We start from the raw sequence: 19,484 nt of genomic DNA on the forward strand, positions 1-19,484 counted from the left end.
CCTGGCTTTCCGGGCTCAGGAACCTCACTCTGGGTAGTGAACAGGAGAACGTAAGAAGAAGCAGCGGGCCATCGTAGGGACGGGGGCGGTGTATGGACGCGATGCGGCTGATCGGAGTCAGTCGGCATGCACTGGCGGAGAGCCGGGCGGCGCTGGACATCCTGGTGGAGGCGTGGCAGGCGCAGACATTGGCCCAGGCGATCGGCGGCCGACTCGCGCTGACCGGGCCGCCGGAGCTGAGAGGCGAGGCCCGGGGGCTGAGTGAGGTGGGCGGGCGGGGCTCCGGGGTGCTGGACAGTGCGGTGCTGCGCGCGGGCGAGCTGTGCTTACCGGGCGGGATCCCTCCCGATTCCCGCCCGCGCGCAGCGCAGCTGTCCGAAGTGGCGGACGCGCATGGGACGTTGACGGGACTGGGCGGGCTGCTCGGGGAGGTGGGGACAGCGCTCGTCGGGGTCGCGTGTGCCACCGACGAGGAGGCGCTCTACTGGCAGTGCATCGAGGGGATCGACGCCGCCGACGAGTCGAGCGACCGGGTGCGCGGGATGCTGCGTCGGCTCACCGTGCGGGAGCAGGGCAGGACACGGAGCGGCGATCGGGACCCGGCGGCGGAGCCGTCATGATCCGGCTGCCCCCGGACCGCCCGTCAGACGGACCCGGCGGCTCCGTCCGGGCGGCCGGTCACCTCGGGCGGTGGCGCCGGGCAGGGCGTATGGAGGGGTAGGCGGAACGCGGACCGTGAGGGGGAATGCGGACGGTGAGGGGGCGTGCGGGGGGTGAGGGCGACGAGATTTCACCCGACCGAGCAGGTGGGGACCTGGTGAGGGAGGTGGGGCAGGCGGCAGTTCGACGGTGCAGGATGGAGGCATGGATCTTCGAATCTTCACCGAGCCCCAGCAAGGGGCGAGCTACGACACTCTGCTGACCGTGGCCAAGGCCACCGAGGACCTCGGCTTTGACGCCTTCTACCGCTCCGACCACTACCTGCGGATGGGGTCGGGCGACGGTCTACCGGGACCGACCGATGCCTGGATCACCCTGGCCGGTCTCGCCCGCGAGACCAAGAGGATCCGGCTGGGCACCCTGATGACGGCGGGCACCTTCCGGCTGCCGGGCGTGCTGGCCATCCAGGTGGCTCAGGTCGACCAGATGTCGGGCGGGCGGGTCGAGCTCGGGCTGGGGGCGGGGTGGTTCGAGGACGAGCACCGGGCGTACGGGATTCCGTTCCCCAAGGAGAAGTTCGGCCGGCTCGAGGAGCAACTGGCGATCGTCACCGGCTTGTGGGCGACGAAGACCGGCGAGAAGTTCAGCTATGACGGGACGTACTACCAGCTGACCGACTCCCCGGCCCTGCCCAAGCCCGCCCAGGCCAAGGTGCCGGTCCTGATCGGCGGACACGGCGCGAGCCGTACGCCGCGACTGGCCGCGCAGTACGCCGACGAGTTCAACATCCCGTTCGCCTCCCTGGAGGACAGCGAGAAGCAGTTCGGCCGGGTGCGGGCCGCCGCCGAGAAGGCCGGGCGGCGGGCGGGCGAGCTGGTGTACTCCAACGCGCTGGTGGCGTGCGTGGGCAAGGACGACACGGAGGTGGCGCGCCGGGCGGCGGTCATCGGAAGGGAGGTGGAGGAGCTGAAGGCGAACGGGCTGGCGGGCTCCCCGGCGGAGGTGGTGGACAAGATCGGCCGGTACGGCGCGATCGGTGCCTCCCGGATCTACCTCCAGATGCTGGATCTGGACGACCTCGATCACCTTGAGCTGGTCTCCTCGCAGGGTCAGTCCCAGCTGAGCTGAGGCAGGCGGAGGCGTTCGCGGGGCAGCGGCGCAGGAAGAGCTATAAAGAGCGAAGGAGTCACTGTGAAGCCGGTGCGTCCCATGGCTGCCGCCCTCGCCGAGGGGCCGGTCGTCCTCGACGGCGGTCTGTCGAACCAACTGGAGGCGCAGGGCTGCGATCTGTCCGACGCGCTCTGGTCGGCGCGGCTCCTCGCCGATGCCCCGCAGCAGATCGCGGCGGCGCACTCGGCGTATGTGCGGGCAGGGGCGCAGGTGCTGATCACCGCCAGCTACCAGGCGACCTTCGAGGGCTTCGCGCGGCGGGGTGCCGCGCCGCGCGAAGCGGCCGGGTTGATGGCGCGTAGCGTCGAACTGGCGCGAGCAGCGGGGGAGTTCACCGAGCGGGAGGTCTGGGTGGCGGCCTCGGTCGGGCCGTACGGGGCGATGCTCGCCGACGGCAGTGAGTACCGCGGGCGGTACGGACTGTCGGTGCGGGAGCTGGAGCGCTTCCATCGGCCCCGGATCGAGGCCCTTGTCGCGGCGGAGCCCGACGTGCTCGCGCTGGAGACGGTGCCGGACACCGACGAGGCGGAGGCGCTGCTGCGGGCGGTGGCCGGGTGCGGGGTGCCCGTCTGGCTCTCGTACACCATCGAGGGGGACCATACCCGGGCCGGCCGGCGGCTGGACGCGGCCTTCGAGCTCGCCGCGGGGAACGAGCAGGTGATCGCCGTGGGGGTCAACTGCTGCGAACCGCACGACGCGGACCGGGCCGTGGAGTGCGCCGCCTCGGTGACCGGCAAGCCGGTCGTCGTCTACCCGAACAGCGGGGAGCAGTGGGACGCGCAGGGCCGGAGATGGCGGGGCCGGCGTACCTACGATCCGGCCCGGGTGCGGGAGTGGCGGGCGGACGGGGCGCGGCTGGTCGGTGGCTGTTGCCGGATCGGGCCGGATCGGATCGCCGAGCTGGCCGGGCTGCTGCGGCCGGAAGCGGGGTGACTCCGGCGCACCCGCCGCTTTGCTCCACCACTACGCTCGGCTCCACGCGCACGGGAGCAGGGAGGACGCATGGCCGGGGATCGTGACGGTGTCGGTGGGGTCGGTGATGACGGAGTGGTCGTCTACTGGCGGCCCGGCTGCCCGTACTGCATGAAGCTGCGGCTGCGGCTGCGCCTCGCGCGGCTGCGGCGCACCGAGGTGAACATCTGGAAGCACCCCGAGGCCGCGGCGTACGTCCGCTCGGTCGCCGACGGGAACGAGACGGTGCCGACGGTGACCGTGGCCGGGCGGCCGATGGTGAACCCGTCGATGCGGCAGCTGCGACAGGCCGTCCGGGAACACGCGCCGCACCTCCTGCGCGAAGCCCCCTGAGCCGCTGCCGCCACCCGGGAGCGACCAGCTGCATCCGGACCGACCGGGCCCGGCCGGCGCCGGACCGACCGGACTCCGCCGGTCAAACTCCCTGGCCGGAAAGTATTGATCCGGCGATACTCAGACATGTGTTCATGACGATCAGCACCACAGGAACGGACCTGCGCCCCGCCACCGACCTCGGATTCCTGCTGCACAAGCATCCCGAGAAGGCGCAGGCGTACAAGACCTCGCACGGCACGGCGCATGTCTTCTACCCCGAGGCGACCGCCGAGCGGTGCACGGCCGCGCTGCTGCTGGAGGTCGATCCGGTGGCGCTGGTGCGGCGCAGCAAGGGCAAGGACCGCGGCAGCTCGCCCGACTCCGCGCTCGCGCAGTACGTCAACGACCGGCCGTACGCCGCGTCGTCGCTGCTCGCCGTCGCGCTGAGCACCGTCTTCAGGACCGCCCTGCAGGGCCTGTGCAAGGCGCTTCCCGAGCGCGCCGAGTCGCCGCTGCCGCTGCGCATCGAGCTGCCCGCGCTGCCCGCCCGGGGCGGCGCGGAGCTGGTGACGAAGCTGTTCGCGCCGCTGGGGTGGACGTCGGTGGAGGCCGAGCCCGTGCTGCTGGACGAGGAGTTCCCGCAGTGGGGCGACTCGCGGTACGTACAGCTCGTGCTGGAAGGGGAGCTGCGGCTCGCCGAGGCGCTGCGTCAGCTGTACGTCCTGCTGCCCGTCCTGGACGACGCCAAGCACTACTGGGTCGCGCCCGACGAGGTCGACAAACTGTTGCGGGCCGGCGAGGGCTGGCTGGCCGAGCACCCGGAGCAGAAGCTGATCACCAGCCGCTATCTGTCCCGCCGCTGGGGCCTGACCCGGCAGGCGATGGAGCGCCTTGAGCTGGTGCGACTGGCCGAGGCCGACGACCTCGTGGTCGAGGACGTCGACAACGCCGTGGACGAGTCGGCGGACACCGAGGACAAGCCCGTGCCGCTCGCCGTGCAGCGCCGCGACGCGATCCTGGCGGCGCTGGGCGGGTCCGGGGCCGGCCGGGTCCTCGACCTCGGCTGTGGGCAGGGCCAGTTGGTACAGGCGCTGCTGAAGGACGTGAGGTTCACCGAGATCGTCGGTGTCGATGTGTCGATGCGCGCCCTGACCATCGCCTCCCGCCGGCTCCACCTGGACAAGCTCGGCGAGCGGCAGGCCGCACGCGTGAAGCTGATGCAGGGCTCCCTCGCGTACACCGACAAGCGGCTCAAGGGGTACGACGCGGCGGTGCTCAGCGAGGTGATCGAGCACATCGACCTGCCCAGGCTGCCCGCCCTGGAGTACGCGGTGTTCGGCTCGGCGCGGCCACGGACCGTCCTCGTGACGACGCCGAACGTCGAGTACAACGTGCGGTGGGAGTCCCTGCCCGCCGGGCACGTGCGGCACGGCGACCACCGCTTCGAATGGACCCGTGAGGAGTTCCGTACCTGGGCCGCGGCGGTGGCCGAACGGCACGGCTACACCGTGGAGTTCGTTTCGGTCGGACCCGATGACCCCGAGGTGGGGCCGCCCACGCAGATGGCCGTGTTCAGCAGGACCGCCGAGCCGGAGCGCTCGAGCAGGGCCCGCACCAGCGACTCGAAGGAGGAGAAGGCAGCATGACCGGAAACAAGCGCACTCTCGCCGTGCCCGACCTCTCTCTCGTGGTGCTGATCGGCGCCACCGGGTCCGGCAAGTCCACTTTCGCCAAGGCCCACTTCAGGCCCACCGAAGTCCTCTCCTCCGACTTCTGCCGCGGCCTCGTCGCCGATGACGAGAACGACCAGAGCGCGAGCGGTGACGCCTTCGACGTACTGCACTACATCGCGGGCAAGCGGCTGGCGGCCGGACGGCTGACCGTCGTCGACGCGACCAGCGTGCAGTCCGAGAGCCGCAAGGAGCTGGTCAAGCTGGCTCGCGAGTACGACGTACTGCCCATCGCGATCGTCCTCGATGTGCCGGAATCCGTTTGCGTCGAGCGCAACGCCACCCGCCCCGACCGGGCCGGTATGCCCCGCCATGTGATCCAGCGCCACCAGCGCGAACTGCGGCGCTCCCTGCGGGGCCTGGAGCGCGAGGGCTTCCGCAAGGTGCACATCCTGCGCGGTGTCGAGGAGATCGGGAACATCGAGGTCTCGCTGGAGAAGCGCTTCAACGACCTGCGGCACCTCACCGGCCCCTTCGACATCATCGGCGACATCCACGGCTGCCGATCCGAGCTGGAGACCCTGCTGGGCAAGCTCGGTTACGTCGGGGGGACCCACCCCGGCGGCCGCACGGCGGTCTTCGTCGGCGACCTCGTCGACCGCGGACCGGACAGCCCTGGCGTGCTGCGCCTGGTGATGGGCATGGTCGCCTCCGGCGACGCGCTGTGCGTACCCGGGAACCACGAGAACAAGCTCGGCCGTTATCTCAAGGGGCGCAACGTCCAGCACACCCACGGACTCGCCGAGACCATCGAGCAGTTGGAGAAGGAGGACGACACCTTCAAGGAGAAGGTGCGGGAGTTCATCGACGGGCTCGTCAGCCACTACGTCCTCGACGGCGGTGAGCTGGTCGTCTGTCACGCGGGTCTGCCCGAGAAGTACCACGGCCGCACCTCGGGCCGGGTCCGCTCGCACGCGCTGTACGGCGACACGACCGGCGAGACCGACGAGTTCGGCCTGCCCGTGCGCTACCCGTGGGCCGAGGACTACCGGGGCCGCGCGGCCGTCGTCTACGGCCACACGCCCGTGCCCAACACCTCGTGGATCAACAACACCATCTGCCTGGACACCGGTGCGGTCTTCGGCGGGAAGATGACCGCGCTGCGCTGGCCGGAGCGCGAGCTCGTCGACGTACCGGCCGAGCAGGTCTGGTACGAGCCGGTCAAGCCGCTCAGCACCGAGGCACCCGGCGGTCACGACGGCCGCCCGCTGGACCTCGCCGACGTGCACGGCAGGCGCATCGTGGAGACCCGGCAGATGGGACGGGTCGCCGTGCGCGAGGAGAACGCGGCGGCGGCGCTCGAAGTCATGAGCCGCTTCGCGGTCGACCCGCGTCTCGTGCCGTACCTCCCCCCGACCATGTCGCCGACCGGGACCTCGGAGCGCGAGGGGTATCTGGAGCACCCGGCCGAGGCCTTCGCCCAGTACAGGTCGGACGGTGTCGCCAGGGTGGTGTGCGAGGAGAAGCACATGGGTTCGCGCGCGGTGGCCCTGGTCTGCCGCGACGCGGACGCGGCGCGCGAGCGCTTCGGGGTCGACGGCCCGACCGGCTCGCTGTGCACCCGTACCGGCCGCCCCTTCTTCGCCGACCCCCAGGTCACCGAGGAGATCCTGGGGCGGCTGCGCGAGGCGGCCACGGCCGCGGGGCTCTGGGCGGAGCTGGAGACGGACTGGCTGCTGCTCGACGCCGAGCTGATGCCGTGGTCGCTGAAGGCCACCGGTCTGCTGCGCTCGCAGTACGCGGCGGTGGGCGCCGCGGCGCGCGCGGTCTTCCCCGGCGCGATCGACGCACTCGAAACCGCTCGGGCCCGTGGCATCGAGGTGGACGGCCTGCTGGTCAAGCAGCGCGAGAGGGCCATCGACGCGGCCGCGTTCACCCGGGCGTACCGGCGCTACTGCTGGCCGACCGAAGGGCTGGAAGGCGTGCGCCTCGCGCCCTTCCAGATCCTGGCCGCCCAGGGCCGCAGCCTCGCCGGGCTGCCGCACGACGAGCAGCTCGCGCTGATCGACCGGCTGATCGAGCACGACCAGTCGGGCCTGCTTCAGACCACCCGCCGCCTGATCGTCGACACCGGCGACGAGTCCGACGTACAGGCGGGCATCGACTGGTGGCTGGAGATGACCAGCCGCGGTGGCGAGGGCATGGTGGTCAAGCCGCTCCAGGCGCTCGTGCGCGACGCGAAGAACAGGCTGGTGCAGCCCGGTATCAAGGTGCGCGGCCGGGAGTACCTGCGGATCATCTACGGTCCCGAGTACGCCCGTCCGGAGCATCTGCAGCGGCTGCGCGGCCGGACCCTCGGCCACAAGCGCTCGCTCGCGCTGCGCGAGTACGCGCTCGGCCTGGAGGCCCTGGACCGGCTGGCGGACGGCGAGCCGCTGTGGCGCGTCCACGAGGCCGTCTTCGCCGTCCTCGCGCTGGAGTCGGAGCCGGTCGACCCCCGGCTGTGACGCCCGGGGGAGACCCTCGGGGGCCCGACTGTGGGTGGCGGCCGGTCCGGCTGCCGCCCACGGCCCCGGGGACGAGTGGGCATTCGCTGAGTGAACGGCGTCCTGTGCGGTGAGGATGGGGGCATGGGATTCCATGTCGATTCCGAGACCGGACGGCTGCGCCGTGTCATTCTCCACCGGCCCGATCTGGAGCTGAAACGCCTCACGCCCACCAATAAGGACGCTCTGCTCTTCGACGACGTGCTGTGGGTACGCCGGGCGAGACAGGAGCACGACGGCTTCGCCGATGTGCTGCGCGACCGAGGGGTGGAGGTGCATCTCTTTGGTGATCTGCTCAGCGAAGCGCTCGGGATCCCGGCCGCCAGGAATCTGGTGCTGGACCGGGTCTTCGACGAGAAGGAGTACGGACCGCTCGCCACCGACCACCTGCGGGAGGCGTTCGACGACCTGCCCGTGACCGATCTGGTCGAGGCGCTGGTCGGCGGCATGACCAAGCGGGAGTTCCTCGCACGTCACCCCGAGCCGACGTCCGTCCGCTTCCACGTCATGGACCTGGACGATTTCCTTCTCGGCCCCCTCCCGAACCACCTCTTCACCCGGGACACCTCGGCCTGGATCTACGACGGGGTGTCCATCAACGCGATGCGCTGGCCGGCCAGGCAGCGCGAGACCGTCCACTTCGAGGCGATCTACAAGCACCATCCGCTTTTCAAGAGCCCCGAGGCGGGCTCCTTCCACACCTGGTCGGAGGGGCAGGTCGACTACCCATCCACCATCGAGGGCGGCGACGTCCTGGTCATCGGCAACGGCGCGGTACTGATCGGGATGAGCGAGCGCACCACCCCGCAGGCCGTGGAGATGCTGGCCCGCGGTCTCTTCGCGGCCGGATCCGCCACCACGATCGTGGCGCTCGACATGCCCAAGCGCCGTGCGTTCATGCATCTGGACACCGTGATGACGATGGTCGACGGCGACACGTTCACCCAGTACGCCGGGCTCGGCATGCTCCGTTCATACACCATCGAACCGGGCGCGGGCGACCGCGATCTGAAGGTCACCGACCATCCGCCCGAGCACATGCACCGCGCCATCGCCGCCGCCCTGGGTCTGAACGAGATCCGGGTGCTGACCGCCACCCAGGACGTGCACGCGGCGCAGCGCGAGCAGTGGGACGACGGCTGCAATGTGCTGGCGGTCGAGCCGGGCGTGGTCGTCGCCTACGAGCGCAACGTCACCACCAACACCCATCTGCGCAAGGAGGGCATCGAGGTCATCGAGATCCGCGGCAGCGAGCTGGGCCGTGGCAGGGGCGGCCCCCGCTGCATGAGCTGCCCCGTCGAACGCGATTCTGTATAGTGATGCGGTCTATCGTATAGACTTCCAGACTTACCCGATCCGCGACCTCTCGCGCCCCAGGAGCAGCCACCATGGCGATAGACCTCGCAGGCCGTCACTTCCTCAAGGAGCTGGACTTCACCGCCGAGGAGTTCCGTGGCCTGATCGATCTCGCAGCCGGGCTCAAGGCGGCGAAGAAGGCCGGCGCGGAGGTGCAGCGGCTGCGCGGCAGGAACATCGCGCTGATCTTCGAGAAGACGTCCACCCGCACCCGCTGCTCCTTCGAGGTCGCCGCCGCGGATCAGGGGGCGTCGACGACGTATCTCGACCCCTCCGGCTCCCAGATCGGGCACAAGGAGTCGGCGAAGGACACGGCGCGGGTGCTGGGCCGAATGTTCGACGGCATCGAGTACCGCGGGGACAGCCAGGACGTCGTCGAGGAGCTGGGGGCGTACGCCGGGGTCCCCGTCTTCAACGGACTCACCAACAACTGGCACCCCACCCAGATGCTCGCCGACATGCTCACCATGACCGAGCACACCGACAAGCCGCTGGAGCGCATCGCCTTCGCCTACCTGGGTGACGCCCGCCTCAACATGGGCAACTCCTACCTGGTCACCGGCGCGCTGCTCGGAATGGATGTACGGATCGTCGCTCCCAGGGCCTACTGGCCGGCCGAGGAGGTCGTCGTGCGGGCCCGGAAGGCCGCCGAGCTGAGCGGCGCCCGGATCACCCTCACCGAGGACCTCGCCGAAGGGGTGCTCGGCGCGGACTTCGTCACCACCGACGTGTGGGTGTCGATGGGGGAGCCCAAGGAGGTCTGGGCCGAGCGCATCAAGGCACTCTCGCCGTACGCCGTGACCATGGACGTGCTCCGCGCCACCGGCAACGCGGACGTGAAGTTCATGCACTGCCTGCCCGCCTTCCACGACCTGGGGACCAAGGTCGGGCGTGAAATCCACGAGAAGTACGGCCTGACCGAGCTGGAAGTCACCGACGAGGTCTTCGAGTCCGCGCACTCCGTCGTCTTCGACGAGGCCGAGAACCGGATGCACACCATCAAGGCCGTGCTGGTCGCCACGATGGCGGGGGCGGAGTAGCAGCCGGAGCGCGGTGCGCGAGCGCTGTGCGCCGGATCGGGGGAACAAGCGGGACGGTGGCTAGTATGTCGCCGTTTAATGGGGTTTGAGCTCACACGCTCGAACCCCATTTGCTTTGAGTCCGTCGGCACGTCAGTCCGTCGGCACATTGAGCACGTCGAGCACCTTTGAACACCTTGAGCACCTGAGAAGAGAACCACCCCATGCAGGGCATCAAGTCCCCGGACCAGCTCGTCGCCGAATCCGGCGCCGACCTTGAGGGGCACGGCCTCAAGCGCACCATGGGGCTCTACCAGCTCGTGTGCTTCGGTGTCGGCGCCATCGTCGGCACCGGCATTTTCGTCGGGCTCTCCGACAGCGTCGCCGAGGCCGCCCCGCCGTCGTGATCTCCTTCATCCTCGCCGCGATCACCTGCGTCTTCACCGCGTTCTCCTTCGCGGAGCTGGGCGGTGCGATCCCCATCTCCGGCAGCTCCTACTGGGTGCCGTTCTTCCCGGTCAGCCCCGTCCTGGGGGTGGCCTTCTGTCTGTATCTGATCTACGGGACGGGCTGGGCGACCTGGGTGCGGTTCGGCGTCTTCCTAGCGGCCGGAGCGATCGTGTACGCGCTCGACGGCCGCCGCCTCTCGCGGCTGGTCAGCCGGGCGGGCCCGGAGCGGCAGGAAGCGTGAACCAGACCGCCTTGCCGTGTGCGGTGGGGCGGTGCCCGCAGGCGGAGCTGAGCGTGCGGATGAGCAGCAGCCCGCGCCCGTGCTCCTGCCAGGGGTCGGGGGACCGGTCGGCCACCGTCCGGTCCAGATTGCCGGGCGGGGACGGGTCGCCGTCGTGCACCTCGACCTGACAGCCGGCGGCCAGCAGCTCCACCACCAGCTCGATCGGCTCGTCCGGGCTCGTGTGCTCCACGGCGTTCGCGACCAGCTCGGCCGTCAACAGCTCCGCCGTATCACTGTCCGCGGGCGCCTCGATGTCCGCGAGGGCGGTGCGTATCAGGGCGCGGGCTATCGGCACAGCGGCCGTCGTGTGCGGCAGCGCGATACGCCAACAGGCGGGCCCGGCGGGTTCGAGCAAGGTGGGACGCCCCTTTCGGGGAGTAAGAGGTCGTGCTTTCAACGATACGAAAGTGTCATGCGATACGCGTAGAGCCGCTGGGCCGCAGGGGGTGGGACCTCCGACACACCGGAACGGGACCTTCGCCGCGTCGCGCGCAATCGGATATCGCGCACTCGTGACGGCAGTCACGGACAGGTGATAACTTCGCAGGGCAGGCATCAGCCCCAGTTGTGAGGAGGCCGCAGCCCATGAGCCCCTTTCCCAGCTCAGCGTCCGGTACGCAGCAGTGGCACCATCTGCGGCTGACCGTCGATGACGGGGTCGCCACTGTCACTCTTGCCCGGCCCGAGAAACTCAACGCGCTGACCTTCGGTGCGTACGCCGATCTGCGCGACCTCCTGGCCGAGCTGGCCCGTGAGCGCACGGTACGCGCACTGGTACTGGGTGGAGAAGGCCGAGGCTTCTGCTCCGGCGGCGACGTCGACGAGATCATCGGCGCCACGCTCGCCATGGACACCGCTCAGCTCCTCGATTTCAACCGGATGACCGGGCAGGTCGTACGGGCCCTGCGCGAGTGCCCCTTCCCCGTCATCGCCGCCCTGCACGGCGTGGCCGCGGGCGCGGGCGCCGTGCTCGCCCTCGCCGCCGATTTCCGGATCGCCGACCCGTCGGCCCGCTTCGCCTTCCTCTTCACCAAGGTCGGCCTGTCGGGCGGCGACATGGGAGCGGCGTACCTGCTGCCCCGCGTCGTCGGGCTCGGGCACGCGACCCGGCTGCTGATGCTCGGCGACGCGGTGCGCGCGCCCGAGGCGGAGCGGATCGGCCTGATCAGCGAGATGACGGACGAGGGGCAGGCGGACATCCGCGCGGCCGAGCTGGCACGGCGCCTCGCGGACGGCCCCGCCCTGGCGTACGCCCAGACCAAGGCGCTGCTCACCGCGGAGCTCGACATGCCGCTCGCCGCAGCGGTCGAGCTGGACGCCGCGACGCAGGCGCTGCTGATGAACGGCGACGACTACGCCGAATTCCACGCGGCGTTCACCGAGAAGCGACCGCCGAAGTGGCGGGGGCGCTAGCCATGCCGGGGCCCACGGCTGCGCCCGGGGAAGAGGCCGGCCCCGGTGGCGCGGTCGGGCGCACGGCAGTGAGCGGCGAAGCGGCTGCGCCCGGCGCGAGGCCTGCGACCGGCGCCGCGCGGGAAGTCCCCGCTCCCGGGCCCGCGGGCGGACCGGCACCTGTGGCCACCGCCGGGCCCGCGCGCGGCACCGCATCCGGGCCCGGTCCCGCACCCGGCGCCGCCTCCCCGGTCACCGACGGTCGCGTCATGCGCGTCGCCGTGGTCGGTGGCGGGCCCGGCGGGCTGTACGCGGCGGCCCTCCTCAAGCGGCTCGACCCCACCCGCTCCGTCACGGTCTGGGAGCGGGGCGGCCCCGACGACACCTTCGGCTTCGGCGTCGTCCTGTCCGACGAGACCCTCGGTGGCATCCAGCACGCCGACCCGGTCGTCTACCGTGAGCTGCAGGCCGAGTTCGTACGATGGGACAACATCGACGTCGTCCACCGCGGTCACCGGCTGACCTCGGGCGGCCACGGCTTCGCCGCGCTCGGGCGCCGCAGGCTCCTGGAGATCCTGCACGAGCGCTGCCGCTCGCTGGGCGTCGTCCTGCGCTTCCGCGAGGAGGCGCCGCCCGCCGCCGAACTCTCCACGGCGTACGACCTGGTCATCGCCGCGGACGGCGTGCACAGCCTCACCCGGGCGGCGCACGCCGATGTCTTCGCGCCCCGCATCACCACCCACCGCTGCCGCTACATCTGGCTCGCCGCCGACTTCGCCTTCGACGCCTTCCGCTTCGAGATCGCCGAGACCGAGCACGGCGTGATGCAACTGCACGGCTACCCTTACGCCCAGGACGCCTCCACCGTCATCGTCGAGATGCGCGAGGAGGTCTGGCGGGCGGCCGGGCTCGACCGCTGCGACGAGGCCGAATCCACCGAGCGGTGCGCCAAGATCTTCGCCGACGCGCTCGGCGGTCGGCCGCTGCGCGGCAACAAGTCCTCGTGGATCCCCTTCCGCACAGTCGTCAACGACCGTTGGTCGCACGGCAATACGGTGCTCATCGGCGACGCCGCACACACCGCGCACTTCTCCATCGGATCCGGCACCAAGCTCGCCGTCGAGGACGCCCTCGCCCTGGCCGCCTGCATCGAGGAGCAGCCCGACCGGGCGTCGGCCCTCGCCGCGTACGAGACCGAGCGGCGCCCCGTCGTCGAGTCGACGCAGCGCGCGGCAGCCGCCAGCCTGCGCTGGTTCGAGGAGGTGGGCACGTATCTCGACCAGCCCCCGCGGCAGTTCGCCTTCAACCTGCTCACCCGAAGCCGCCGCGTCACCCATGACAATCTGCGGCTGCGCGACGCCGGTTTCACCCGGGACGTGGAGGCCGGTTTCGGCTGCCCGCCGGGCACACCGCCGATGTTCACCCCCTTCACGCTGCGCGGCCTGACCCTGCGCAACCGCGTCGTGGTCTCGCCGATGGACATGTACAAGGCGGTGGACGGCGTCCCCGGCGACTTCCACCTCGTCCACCTCGGCTCGCGCGCCCTCGGGGGAGCGGGCCTGGTCATGACCGAGATGGTGTGCGTGAGCCCCGAGGGCCGCATCACCCCAGGCTGCACCGGCCTCTACACCCCCGAACAGGCCGCATCCTGGCGCCGGATCACCGACTTCGTGCACGAGCAGTCGCCCGGCACCGCGATCGGTCTCCAGCTCGGCCACTCGGGCCGCAAGGGCTCGACACGGCTGATGTGGGACGGCATCGACCAGCCCCTGCCCGAAGGCAACTGGCCCCTGTCAGCCGCCTCCCCGCTCCCGTACCGCACGGGTGTCAACCAGGTCCCGCACGAGCTCGACCGGGCCGGACTCCTGGAAATCCGCGAGCAGTTCGCCTCGGCGGCCCGGCGCGCCGCGCACTGCGACTTCGATCTCCTCGAACTCCACTGCGCGCACGGCTATCTGCTCTCCGGCTTCCTCTCCCCTCTCACCAATCAACGGACCGACGCCTACGGCGGTTCGCTCGACCGACGGCTGCGCTTTCCTCTCGAAGTCTTCGACGCGGTGCGCGACATCTGGCCCGAGGACCGGCCGATGACGGTCCGGATCTCTGCCACGGACTGGGCGGACGGCGGCACGACGGCCGAGGACGCGGTGCAGATCGCGCGCGCCTTCAGCGCGCACGGGGCCGACGCCATCGACGTCTCGACCGGGCAGGTCGTCTCCGACGAGGCGCCCGAGTACGGTCGCTCGTACCAGAGCCCGTACGCGGACCGGATACGCAACGAGTCGGGCGCACCCGTCCTCACGGTCGGCGCGATCTCCTCGTGGGACGACGTCAACTCCCTGCTGCTCGCCGGTCGCGCCGACCTGTGCGCGCTGGCCCGCCCGCACCTGTACGACCCGCACTGGACTCTGCACGCGGCGGCCGAGCAGGACTACACCGGCCCCGGCGCACCATGGCCCCTCCCGTACCGGGCAGGCAGCCGCAAGCCCCCGACCGGCCGCACGGACGGGCCGAAGCCGCGGCTCAGCCTGTCGTGACCTCCGTGCCCCGGCCGCCCAGGTGCGGGCAGGGCGGGGGCCGGGAGCCGGTTCAGCCCTCGTCCCGTACGAACCGCGCGCCCGCTTCCCACAGTTGCGCGTGCAGCGTGCCGAAGACCTCCGCCGACCGGGTGCCCGGCCAGTCCTCGGGCAGGAGTTCCGTGGGCAGGCCCGGGTCCGCGTACGTCAGGCGCCGCCAGGAGTCCAGGGCCGGCAGATAGTCCCGGTACGCGTCCTCCGGCGAAGCGGGCGGTGTCGCGGACGCGCCACGCGCGGTCCAGGCCCGCAGTACCGGCTCGTGCCGCTCCAGGAACTCCTCGTGCTGCTTCGCGACGGCCGCCAGGTCCCACCAGCGTGCCACCGCCCCGGCCGTGGCGGCGAAACCGAGGTGCTCCCCGCGGAACAGGTCGACGTAGGGCGCGAGTCGCAGACGCTCCAGGGTGTGGCGGGTCTCCTCGTACAGCCGCGCGGGGGCGATCCACACGCCCGGCGCGGCCGTGCCGAAACCGAGGCGGGCCAGCCGGGAGCGCAGCAGGTGGCGCTTGCTGCGCTCGGCCTCGGGGACCGAGAAGACGGCGAGCGCCCAGCCGTCGGACAGCCGTGGCGTCGGGTGTTCGTAGATGCGGCGGTCCCCGTCGTCCAGCAGCTGGCGGGCGTCCTCGGACAGGGCGTAGCCGGCCGCCCCGCGGGTCGTCCGCGCGGCGACGAGCAGACCGCGGCGCTTGAGGCGGGAGACCGAGGAGCGCACGGACGGCGCGTCGACGCCGGCCGCGGCCAGCAGCCGGATGAGCGAGGCCACCGGCATCGGCTCGCCGCCCCCGCCCGGGGATCGGCCGTACGCACCGTAGAGGGTGACGATCAGGGAGCGGGGAGTGTGCTGGTCGGCCACGCGATCACTCTACGGCCCGGAGGCGGAAGCGCTGGAGCTTGCCGGTCGGGGTGCGCGGGAGGGCGTCCAGGAACACGATCTCGCGTGGGCATTTGTACGGCGCGAGCTCGGCCTTGACGAAGTCGCGCAGCAGCGCCACCGTGTCCTCGTCGCGCGGGGCGCCTTCGCGCAGTACGGCGTACGCGACGACGATCTGGCCGCGCCGTTCGTCGGCCCGTGCGACGACCGCGGCCTCCACCACGTCGGGGTGGCGCAGCAGCGCGTCCTCGACCTCCGGTCCCGCGATGTTGTACCCGGCGGAAATGATCATGTCGTCCGCGCGGGCGACGTAACGGAAGTAGCCGTCGGGGTCGCGCACGTAGGTGTCGCCGGTGAGATTCCAGCCGTCCTTCACATAGTCGCGCTGCCGCTCGTCCGCGAGATAGCGGCAGCCCACGGGCCCGCGCACCGCCAGCAGCCCCGGCTCGCCGTCGGCCACCGGCCGGCCGGCGGCGTCCACCACGCGCGCGTGCCACCCCGGTACGGGGAGCCCGGTCGTGCCGGGCCTGATCGCCTCGTCCGCCGCGGAGATGAAGATGTGCAGCAGCTCGGTCGCACCGATGCCGTTGATGATGCGCACCCCGGTGCGCTCGTACCAGGCCTGCCAGGTCGAGGCGGGCAGGTTCTCCCCGGCCGAGACGCAGCGGCGCAGCGCGCCCAGATCGTGGGAGCCCAGGTCGTCGAGCATCGCCCGGTACGCGGTGGGCGCGGTGAACAGCACCGAGACCCGGTGCCGGTCGAGCGCGGGCAGCAGTTGCTTGGGGCCCGCCTGTTCGAGCAGCAGTGCGGAGGCGCCCGCCCGCATCGGGAAGATCACCAGCCCGCCGAGGCCGAAGGTGAAGCCGAGCGGCGGGCTGCCCGTGAAGATGTCGTCCGGCTCCGGCTTGAGCACATGGCGCGAGAAGGTGTCGGCGATGGCCAGCACGTCCCGGTGGAAGTGCATGCATCCCTTGGGCCGCCCGGTCGTCCCCGAGGTGAAGGCGATCAGCGCGACATCGTCGGCGGACGTCTCGACGGCGGTGTACCGCGCGGGTTTGACGGCTGCCAGCCGTACCAGGTCGTCGGGCGCGTCACCGCCGTACGTCGTGATGCGCAGCCCGGGGACCTCCGCCTTCACCAGATCGTCCACGGAGCGCACGTCGCACAGGGCATGGCCGACCCGGGCGATCTCGCAGATCGTCGCCAGCTCGGCCGACCGCTGCTGCGCGAGCACCGTCACCGCGACGCCCCCGGCCTTCATCACCGCCAGCCAGCAGGCGGCCAGCCAGGGCGTGGTGGGGCCGCGCAGCAGGACGCGGTTGCCGGGTACGACGCCGAGATTGGCGGTCAGGACGTGGGCGATCCGGTCGACCCGGTCGTGGAGCTCGCCGTACGTCCACACCTCACCGTCGGCCGTCCGGAAGACGGGCCGCTCGGCGCCGAAGCGCTCCACGGTGCGGTCGAGCAGCTCGGCCCCGCAGTTGAGCCGGTCCGGGTAGCGCGGGCCGGGTGAGTCCGGTGAGTCGAAGACGAGTGCCGGCCACTGGTCGGTGGGTGGTAGTTGGTCGCGCGGAAAGGTATCGACGTGCGCTGAGGTATTCAGCTCCATGACGGGATCGCCCCCTTGTCGCCTCTGGAGCGTATCGTTTGGGTGACGACAGTCAACGGTCCGCGATACAAGTGGGGTGCCGCTCTATGCCGGGATTCGCGCTCGAACCGGAACAGCAGGGGTGGTGCGAAGAGCTGCGCGCGCTCGCCGCCGACCGGCTGCGCCCCCTCGCGGAGAAGGGAGAACCGGGCCGGATCAACCGCCCTCTGGTCGAGGCGCTGGGCGCGTCGGGTCTGCTGGAGCGACTGTTCACCTCCGGCGCCCTCGACCTCTGCCTGATGCGTGAGTCGCTGGCCCGCTCCTGCACGGAGGCCGAGACAGCCCTTGCCCTGCAAGGGCTCGGGGCCTCGCCCGTGGCACGGTTCGGCACGGCGGAGCAGCGTGCGCGCTGGCTGCCCGAAGTGACCGCGGGCCGGGCGGTCGCCGCCTTCGCGCTGAGCGAGCCGGGCGCGGGCTCGGACGCCGCAGCGCTCTCGCTCATGACCGTACCGGAGGGCGACGGGTGGCGCCTGTCCGGTGAGAAGTGCTGGATCTCCAACGCGCCGTACGCCGATTTCTACACCGTGTTCGCGCGTACGACCGAGGGGGCCGGGGCCCGCGGAGTGACCGCGTTCCTCGTCCCCGCCGACCGGCCGGGGCTGACCGGGACCCCGCTCGACATGCTCTCGCCGCACCCCATCGGCGCCCTCGCCTTCGACGCCGTCCCGGTGACTCCCGCCGATGTGATCGGCGAGGTGGACCGGGGCTTCCGCGTCGCCATGGACACGCTCAACCTGTTCCGCCCCAGCGTCGGTGCCTTCGCCGTCGGCATGGCGCAGGCCGCCCTCGACGCGACCGTCGCGCACACGGCCCGGCGTACCGCGTTCGGCGGCCCCCTGAAGGACCTCCAGTCCGTCTCCCATCAGGTCGCCGAGATGGCCACCCGCACCGAGGCCGCGCGGCTCCTGGTGTACGCCGCCGCCGCTGCCTACGACGCGGGCGCACCCGGCGTCCCCCGGCGGGCCGCGATGGCCAAGCTGTACGCCACCGAGACCGCCCAGTACGTCGTCGACGCCGCGGTCCAACTGCACGGCGCCCGCGCGCTGGAGCGCGGCCACCTTCTCGAACACCTCTACCGTGAGGTCCGCGCCCCCCGCATCTACGAAGGCGCCACCGAGGTCCAGCGCACGATCATCGCGAAGGAGCTTTACCGATGACCCTGCACCGCATCAACCCGGCCGAACTCTCCCCGCCGAGCGGCTTCTCCCACGCGGTCACCGCCACCGGCTCCCGGCTGGTCTTCCTGGCCGGGCAGACCGCGCTCGACCAGGACGGCAAGGTGGTCGGCGCCGACCTCCCCGACCAGTTCGAGACGGCCCTCGCCAATCTCCTGACGGCCCTGCACGCGGCCGGCGGCGCGCCCGCCGACCTGGCCAGGGTCACCGTGTACGCCACCGATGTCGCCGACTACCGGACCCACGCCGCCGAACTGGGCCGGATCTGGCTGCGGTTGGCGGGCCGCGACTATCCGGCGATGGCCGTGATCGGGGCGGCCAGGCTGTGGGACGAGCAGGCCCTGGTGGAGCTGGACGGAGTGGCCGTACTGCCCTGAGCGCCGCGCCCCCGCGACCGGCCGCGAGCACCCGGAGCCCTGGGCGCCCGGCGCCGGGGCCGATTGTCCGGACCGGGCCCGTCCCCGCGATCTCCCGTGGCAGGGTGTGCGCAACCGACGTACCGGACCTGGACAGGAGCATCCGTGCCCGAGATCGAACTCACCGCGGGGACCGTCGAGTACGAGGACACCGGAGGCGAGGGCCCCGTCGTCGTTCTGCTGCACGGCCTGGTGCACGACCGGACGGTGTGGCGCAAAGTCGTCGCGGACCTGCGCGCCGACCACCGCTGCGTCGCCCCGACCCTCCCATACGGATCGCACCGAACGCCGATGCGCCTCGACGTACCGCTCGGCCCCGACTCCGTGGTGGAGCTGATCGTCGAGTTCATGGAGCGGCTCGGCCTCACCGACGTCACGCTCGTCGAGAACGACTGCGGGCGCGCCCAGACCGTCGCCGCCAAGCATCCCGAGCGGCTGGCCCGGCTCGTGCTCACGTCCTGCGAGGCGTTCGACAACTACCCTCCCGGCGTACCCGGCAAGCTCATTGGGCTGGCGTGCAGGCTGCCGGGCGGTGTCGCCCTCCTCATCCGTACGCTCGCCCTGCGCCCGCTGCGCCGCCTGCCCGTGGGCCTGGGCGCCCTCGTCAAGCGGCCGGTGCCGGACGAGATCATCGACGGCTGGCTGAAGCCGCTCCTCACCGACAAGGCGATCCGAAACGACTTCCGTCGCTACAACAGGGCGGTGCGCAAAACGGAGTTGCTCGAAGCGGTGGACGGGATGAGGAAGTTCGACAAGCCGGCGCTGGTGGTGTGGGCGACGGAGGACCGGATGATGCCGCGGGCGCACGGACGGCGGCTGGCGGACGTACTGCCGCAGGGGAGACTGATCGAGGTCGAGGACAGTTGCACGCTGATCGCGGAGGACCAGCCGGAGCTACTGTCCACGGCTCTGCGGGAGTTCATCGCCGAGCGGGGCTGACCGGGGGCCTCCGCCGGCCGCGTCCTGGT

Annotated in this window: 18 protein-coding genes; 15 read left to right on the forward strand and 3 right to left on the reverse strand. The window is 71.4% G+C overall.

Annotated elements, in window-relative coordinates:
* Positions 1-92 precede the first annotated feature (92 nt).
* The 10 genes from ACLLJJ_RS32605 to ACLLJJ_RS32650 all read left to right on the forward strand — a co-directional run bounded on the left by ACLLJJ_RS32605 (position 93) and on the right by ACLLJJ_RS32650 (position 10,399).
* Complete coding sequence (locus ACLLJJ_RS32605) at positions 93-620, forward strand: DUF6099 family protein (RefSeq protein WP_434597820.1); 528 nt, start codon at positions 93-95, stop codon at positions 618-620.
* A gap of 244 nt (positions 621-864) precedes the next feature.
* Positions 865-1,788: an LLM class F420-dependent oxidoreductase gene (locus ACLLJJ_RS32610; RefSeq protein WP_434597822.1), complete on the forward strand. Its 924-nt coding sequence runs from the start codon at positions 865-867 to the stop codon at positions 1,786-1,788.
* A 63-nt stretch (positions 1,789-1,851) separates the two neighbouring features.
* Positions 1,852-2,763 carry a homocysteine S-methyltransferase gene (gene mmuM / locus ACLLJJ_RS32615; RefSeq protein WP_434597825.1) on the forward strand — a complete coding sequence of 304 codons (912 nt, stop codon included), beginning with the start codon at positions 1,852-1,854 and terminating at the stop codon, positions 2,761-2,763.
* A gap of 69 nt (positions 2,764-2,832) precedes the next feature.
* Positions 2,833-3,135 (forward strand): glutaredoxin domain-containing protein, encoded by a 303-nt coding sequence (locus ACLLJJ_RS32620; RefSeq protein WP_434597827.1) that lies wholly within the window; start codon positions 2,833-2,835, stop codon positions 3,133-3,135.
* A 128-nt stretch (positions 3,136-3,263) separates the two neighbouring features.
* On the forward strand, positions 3,264-4,763 hold the full coding sequence (locus ACLLJJ_RS32625) for a 3' terminal RNA ribose 2'-O-methyltransferase Hen1 (RefSeq protein WP_434597829.1): 1,500 nt from the start codon (positions 3,264-3,266) through the stop codon (positions 4,761-4,763).
* Entirely contained in the window at positions 4,760-7,294 is a 2,535-nt protein-coding gene (locus ACLLJJ_RS32630) for a polynucleotide kinase-phosphatase (RefSeq protein ID WP_434597831.1), read from the forward strand. The genes ACLLJJ_RS32625 and ACLLJJ_RS32630 overlap by 4 nt, the downstream gene beginning before the upstream one ends.
* Positions 7,295-7,417: 123 nt before the next feature.
* Positions 7,418-8,650: an arginine deiminase gene (locus tag ACLLJJ_RS32635; protein ID WP_434597834.1), complete on the forward strand. Its 1,233-nt coding sequence runs from the start codon at positions 7,418-7,420 to the stop codon at positions 8,648-8,650.
* A gap of 71 nt (positions 8,651-8,721) precedes the next feature.
* The gene (argF, locus tag ACLLJJ_RS32640) at positions 8,722-9,729 is read left to right on the forward strand and encodes an ornithine carbamoyltransferase (protein WP_434597836.1); all 1,008 of its coding nucleotides are present in this window, start codon (positions 8,722-8,724) and stop codon (positions 9,727-9,729) included.
* A gap of 203 nt (positions 9,730-9,932) precedes the next feature.
* The gene (locus tag ACLLJJ_RS32645; RefSeq protein WP_434597838.1) at positions 9,933-10,115 is read left to right on the forward strand and encodes a hypothetical protein; all 183 of its coding nucleotides are present in this window, start codon (positions 9,933-9,935) and stop codon (positions 10,113-10,115) included.
* On the forward strand, positions 10,112-10,399 hold the full coding sequence (locus ACLLJJ_RS32650) for an amino acid permease C-terminal domain-containing protein (protein WP_434597840.1): 288 nt from the start codon (positions 10,112-10,114) through the stop codon (positions 10,397-10,399). Before ACLLJJ_RS32645 ends, ACLLJJ_RS32650 begins: the two co-directional genes overlap by 4 nt.
* Here the strand turns inward: ACLLJJ_RS32650 and ACLLJJ_RS32655 are convergent.
* On the reverse strand, positions 10,365-10,796 hold the full coding sequence (locus tag ACLLJJ_RS32655) for an ATP-binding protein (protein ID WP_434597842.1): 432 nt from the start codon (positions 10,794-10,796) through the stop codon (positions 10,365-10,367). The genes ACLLJJ_RS32650 and ACLLJJ_RS32655 overlap by 35 nt on opposite strands.
* 230 nt (positions 10,797-11,026) lie before the next feature.
* Between ACLLJJ_RS32655 and ACLLJJ_RS32660 the strand changes: the two genes are divergently transcribed.
* Positions 11,027-11,854 (forward strand): enoyl-CoA hydratase family protein, encoded by an 828-nt coding sequence (locus ACLLJJ_RS32660; RefSeq protein ID WP_434597844.1) that lies wholly within the window; start codon positions 11,027-11,029, stop codon positions 11,852-11,854.
* A gap of 248 nt (positions 11,855-12,102) precedes the next feature.
* Positions 12,103-14,370, forward strand: coding sequence for a bifunctional salicylyl-CoA 5-hydroxylase/oxidoreductase (locus ACLLJJ_RS32665; protein WP_434597846.1), 2,268 nt, complete (start codon positions 12,103-12,105; stop codon positions 14,368-14,370).
* 52 nt (positions 14,371-14,422) lie between these two features.
* On the opposite strand, the gene ACLLJJ_RS32670 is transcribed toward ACLLJJ_RS32665, so the two are convergent.
* Positions 14,423-15,259, reverse strand: coding sequence for a PaaX family transcriptional regulator (locus ACLLJJ_RS32670; protein ID WP_434597848.1), 837 nt, complete (start codon positions 15,257-15,259; stop codon positions 14,423-14,425).
* A 4-nt stretch (positions 15,260-15,263) separates the two neighbouring features.
* Complete coding sequence (locus tag ACLLJJ_RS32675) at positions 15,264-16,886, reverse strand: AMP-binding protein (protein WP_434597849.1); 1,623 nt, start codon at positions 16,884-16,886, stop codon at positions 15,264-15,266.
* A gap of 86 nt (positions 16,887-16,972) precedes the next feature.
* On the opposite strand from ACLLJJ_RS32675, the gene ACLLJJ_RS32680 reads away from it, so the two are divergent.
* The 3 genes from ACLLJJ_RS32680 to ACLLJJ_RS32690 all read left to right on the forward strand — a co-directional run bounded on the left by ACLLJJ_RS32680 (position 16,973) and on the right by ACLLJJ_RS32690 (position 19,455).
* Positions 16,973-18,082: an acyl-CoA dehydrogenase family protein gene (locus ACLLJJ_RS32680; RefSeq protein ID WP_434597851.1), complete on the forward strand. Its 1,110-nt coding sequence runs from the start codon at positions 16,973-16,975 to the stop codon at positions 18,080-18,082.
* Complete coding sequence (locus tag ACLLJJ_RS32685; RefSeq protein WP_434597853.1) at positions 18,079-18,477, forward strand: RidA family protein; 399 nt, start codon at positions 18,079-18,081, stop codon at positions 18,475-18,477. Before ACLLJJ_RS32680 ends, ACLLJJ_RS32685 begins: the two co-directional genes overlap by 4 nt.
* A 144-nt stretch (positions 18,478-18,621) precedes the next feature.
* Positions 18,622-19,455, forward strand: coding sequence for an alpha/beta fold hydrolase (locus tag ACLLJJ_RS32690; RefSeq protein WP_434597855.1), 834 nt, complete (start codon positions 18,622-18,624; stop codon positions 19,453-19,455).
* Positions 19,456-19,484: the final 29 nt, after the last annotated feature.

The organism is Streptomyces sp. A5-4, assembly GCF_051131715.1.
Classification (GTDB): Bacteria; Actinomycetota; Actinomycetes; order Streptomycetales; family Streptomycetaceae; genus Streptomyces.

What these genes read in the sequence shown, in the direction of transcription:
- ACLLJJ_RS32605 (WP_434597820.1), top strand. Translation starts at nt 93, where the DNA reads ATGGACGCGATGCGGCTGATCGGAGTCAGTCGGCATGCACTGGCGGAG.
- ACLLJJ_RS32610 (WP_434597822.1), top strand. Translation starts at nt 865, where the DNA reads ATGGATCTTCGAATCTTCACCGAGCCCCAGCAAGGGGCGAGCTACGAC.
- ACLLJJ_RS32620 (WP_434597827.1), top strand. Translation starts at nt 2,833, where the DNA reads ATGGCCGGGGATCGTGACGGTGTCGGTGGGGTCGGTGATGACGGAGTG.
- ACLLJJ_RS32630 (WP_434597831.1), top strand. Translation starts at nt 4,760, where the DNA reads ATGACCGGAAACAAGCGCACTCTCGCCGTGCCCGACCTCTCTCTCGTG.
- ACLLJJ_RS32635 (WP_434597834.1), top strand. Translation starts at nt 7,418, where the DNA reads ATGGGATTCCATGTCGATTCCGAGACCGGACGGCTGCGCCGTGTCATT.
- argF (WP_434597836.1), top strand. Translation starts at nt 8,722, where the DNA reads ATGGCGATAGACCTCGCAGGCCGTCACTTCCTCAAGGAGCTGGACTTC.
- ACLLJJ_RS32645 (WP_434597838.1), top strand. Translation starts at nt 9,933, where the DNA reads ATGCAGGGCATCAAGTCCCCGGACCAGCTCGTCGCCGAATCCGGCGCC.
- ACLLJJ_RS32660 (WP_434597844.1), top strand. Translation starts at nt 11,027, where the DNA reads ATGAGCCCCTTTCCCAGCTCAGCGTCCGGTACGCAGCAGTGGCACCAT.
- ACLLJJ_RS32665 (WP_434597846.1), top strand. Translation starts at nt 12,103, where the DNA reads ATGCGCGTCGCCGTGGTCGGTGGCGGGCCCGGCGGGCTGTACGCGGCG.
- ACLLJJ_RS32675 (WP_434597849.1), bottom strand. Translation starts at nt 16,886, where the DNA reads ATGGAGCTGAATACCTCAGCGCACGTCGATACCTTTCCGCGCGACCAA.
- ACLLJJ_RS32680 (WP_434597851.1), top strand. Translation starts at nt 16,973, where the DNA reads ATGCCGGGATTCGCGCTCGAACCGGAACAGCAGGGGTGGTGCGAAGAG.
- ACLLJJ_RS32685 (WP_434597853.1), top strand. Translation starts at nt 18,079, where the DNA reads ATGACCCTGCACCGCATCAACCCGGCCGAACTCTCCCCGCCGAGCGGC.